Genomic DNA, 3400 nt, shown 5'->3' on the forward strand with positions numbered 1-3400 from the left:
GGTAAAGCCTTTGTCGCCAGCAAAACCACAGCAGTGAATGCCTTCCGGAATGACCACGTTTTTACTGCATTTGCGCGCCAGATCGATCAACGCCTGGCTCTCGCCTAGATGCTGCGTGCTGCACGTGACGTGCACCGCGATCGGTGCTTCCTGCGGGGTGAAGTCCAGTCGGTCCATCAAATGCGTACGGATGAAACGCACCGGGTCGTACAGGTCCAGTCGTACGTCGCCGAGGTCCTGAACCAGCCGCAGCGTGCAGGGGCTGGTGTCGCAGTAGATCGGGTCGAGCCCGCCGCGGCTGGCGTGCAGCAGTGCGCCGATCAGCTCCTGACGTTTGTGTTCGGCCTGTTCGGCATAGCCCTTGGACGCGAATGGCTGGCCGCAGCAGAGGTTGTCCTGATTGTCTGGAAAGACTACCTGGTAACCGGCCTTTTCCAGCAGGCCACGGGTTTTGTCGTACAGCGACATTTGCTCTTTATCACCCGCCGCCGGGCCCATGACCCGCGACACGCAGGCCGCGAGATACACCACCCGAGGGCGTTCGTCCGATACGCTCGGGCTGAAGCGAATGGCCTTTTCCGGCTGTGGCATGGCGTTGGTCCATTGCGGGACCTGGCCTTTGGACAAGCGGGTCAATGTTGCCGAAAGCTTCGCCAAGCGTGGCGCCCCCAACAGCATCCGCGCACCGTTGGCGACATGCAGGGTGAAGCGCGCGCCTTGTAACGCAGTGGCGAAATTGCCTTCAATCCAGTTGGCGGTTTTCGTATGGGTCGCGTTACGGCCACGGAGCTTTTTCACCAGCTCGCCGGTGTTGATGCCTACAGGGCAACGTTGTGCACACAGGCCTGTGGCGGCGCAGGTATCGATGCCCTGGTATTCGTAGGCTTGCTCCAGTTCGGCGGTGTCTATGCCGGCGCGTTTCTTCGCCTGGATGTCACGCCAGATCACGATGCGCTGGCGTGGGCTCAAGGTCAGGCCTTTCGACGGGCACACCGGTTCGCAGAAACCGCATTCGATGCACTTATCCACAATCTCATCGGCGGCGGGCAGCGGCTTCAGGTGTTTGAGGTGGATCTGTGGATCGTCGCTGAGCACCACGTCCGGGTTGAGAATGCCGTTGGGGTCGAGCAGGCGTTTGAGCTGCCACATCAACTGGTAGGCGTCGCTGCCCCATTCCAGTTCGACGAAGGGCGCCATGTTGCGACCGGTGCCGTGTTCGGCCTTCAGCGAGCCGCCGAACTCCACGGCCACCAACTGCGCCACGTCGTCCATGAACGCCTGGTAGCGTGCGACTTCTTCCGCGCTGTTGAAGCCTTGGGTGAAGACGAAGTGCAGATTGCCTTCCAGGGCGTGTCCGAAAAGGATCGCTTCGTCGTAGTGATGTTTGTCGAACAGCTCGATCAGGCGATTCACGCCGATGGCCAGTTGTTCCACCGGGAAGGTCACGTCTTCGATGATCACCGTGGTGCCGGTTTTGCGCACCGCGCCGACGGCGGGGAAGGTGTCCTTGCGGATCGCCCAGAGCCGGGCGTTTTCCACCGGATCTTCGGTGAAGTCGACTTGTTTTTCCACTGGGAAGTCGGTCAGCGACGCCATGATCTGCGCCAGTTGTTCCTGCAGCAAAGTGGAGGAGGCCGCGCGGGATTCGATCAACAGAGCGCAGGCATTAGGCGACAGTTGTTGTACGAAAGCCGGCATGCCAGGCTTGTCCTGCACTGAGCGCAGGCTGCGACGGTCCAGCAGTTCCACGGCCGACACTGGTTGGCTTTTCAGGACGGAAACCGCGTTGCAGCAGGTTTCCACGTCCGGGAACACAATCAGCGCCGATGCCTTGTTCGGGTGATCGATCACCGTGTCGTAGGTCACCGCGCTGATGAACCCCAGCGTGCCTTCGGAACCCACCAGCAAGTGGCTCAAGATATCCACAGGCTCGTCGAAATCCACCAGGGCATTGAGTGACAGCCCGGTGGTATTTTTCAGACGGTATTTGTGGCGAATTTTCGCAGCCAGTTCGGCATTGGCGCGGGTCTCGCGGCCCAGTGTCGCCAGACGCTCCAGCAATTCGGCGTGGCTCTTTCGGAACGCCGCAACACTGCTGGGGTCTTCGGTATCGAGTCGGCTGCCATCGGCCAACACCAGACGAATCCCGGCCAGGGTGTGATAGGTATTTTGCGCTGTGCCGCAGCACATGCCGCTGGCATTGTTGGCGACGATGCCGCCGATTTTGCAGGCATTGATCGACGCCGGATCCGGACCGATCTTGCGTCCGAACGGTGCCAGCCACGCATTGGCCTGGGCGCCGATCACGCCCGGTTGCAGACGGATTTGCGTACCCTGGCCACGGATCTCGCGACCGTTCCAGTTATCCCCCAGYACAATCAGCACCGAATCGCTGATGGCCTGGCCAGACAGGCTGGTGCCGGCGGCGCGGAAGGTCACCGGGATGTGGTCCCGTTGCGCCAGTTTGAGCAGCGCCACTACTTCGTCTTCGGACTCGACGCGGATCACCAGTTTTGGAATCAGCCGATAGAAACTGGCGTCGGTGCCGAAGGCCAGGGTTGATAGCGGGTCGTCGAAACGTCGTGTTTCAGGAATCAGTTGCTGCGCATCGCGCAGAAAAGCCGCCGGTAGACTCATTGGTCCTCCAGGATCAACACCACCAGGTCTTTCGGGCCGTGGGCACCGTAAGCCAGCACTTGCTCGATGTCGGCAGTCTTCGATGGGCCGGACACCAGCAAGGCGTTGGTCGGCATGCCTTGGGCCCATTCGAATTCCTGCTGTACCTGATAGAAGTTGTCGCGGATTTCACTGGCCTTGAGCAGGGCAAAATGCACTGGCGGCACCAGGCTCATCAAGCGCGGTTCTTCCCGCGTCGGCCAGAGAATCAGGCTACCGGTCGCGGCGATCGCGCCGAGGGTGGTAGTCAGGCTGGCCGGGGTGTCGTTGAACAACTCGGCTTTCCATTCCTCGACCGGGCGGTTGTAGGCTTTGAGCGCTGGCAGGCCAGGATTTTTCGCCCAATGCTCGGTGATGCGTTGCCCGTGGGGCGTCGTCGGCGCAATCAGCAGGCTCGGCAACTGGCGGTCCCGCAGCAGTTGCGCGAGCAATTCGGGCCAGCCTTCTCTGGACGTCAGATGGATTTCGGTATGCACCGCTTCCATCAGTTTGCGCAGTTGCGAAATGCGTTGTTCCGGCGTGTAGGTGTAGGGCTCGGTCACCAGTTCGACATCGAAGTTGTCAGCCACCGGCGTGGTGCCCGTCAGACTGTTGCGCAATTTGGCGAGGATATTTTGCTTGGCGCTCATCAACGGTCCCCCTGTTTGGCCAGATGCTCGCGGGCCATGTCATGCAGTGAGCGGGCCGCGGGTTTCGGTGCGCTGTGGTTCTGGGTCCATGGGCC

The 3400-nt window shown here is 61.0% G+C and carries 3 protein-coding genes; all 3 read right to left on the reverse strand.

The genetic code is table 11. The features are described 5' to 3' along the window. On the reverse strand, positions 1 to 2637 hold a 2637-nt coding region (locus AC1DLB_RS25400), incomplete at its 3' end, for an FAD-binding and (Fe-S)-binding domain-containing protein (protein WP_477785864.1). Further along, a complete protein-coding gene (locus AC1DLB_RS25405) occupies positions 2634 to 3305 on the reverse strand; it encodes a LutC/YkgG family protein (RefSeq protein WP_018929465.1) in 672 nt (223 codons plus the stop codon). The genes AC1DLB_RS25405 and AC1DLB_RS25400, both read right to left, overlap by 4 nt. Further along, on the reverse strand, positions 3305 to 3400 hold a 96-nt coding region (locus AC1DLB_RS25410; protein WP_477785865.1), incomplete at its 5' end, for a lactate utilisation protein LutB domain-containing protein. The genes AC1DLB_RS25405 and AC1DLB_RS25410, both read right to left, overlap by 1 nt.

The sequence above is a fragment of the Pseudomonas sp. 05N434 genome (assembly GCF_056396965.1).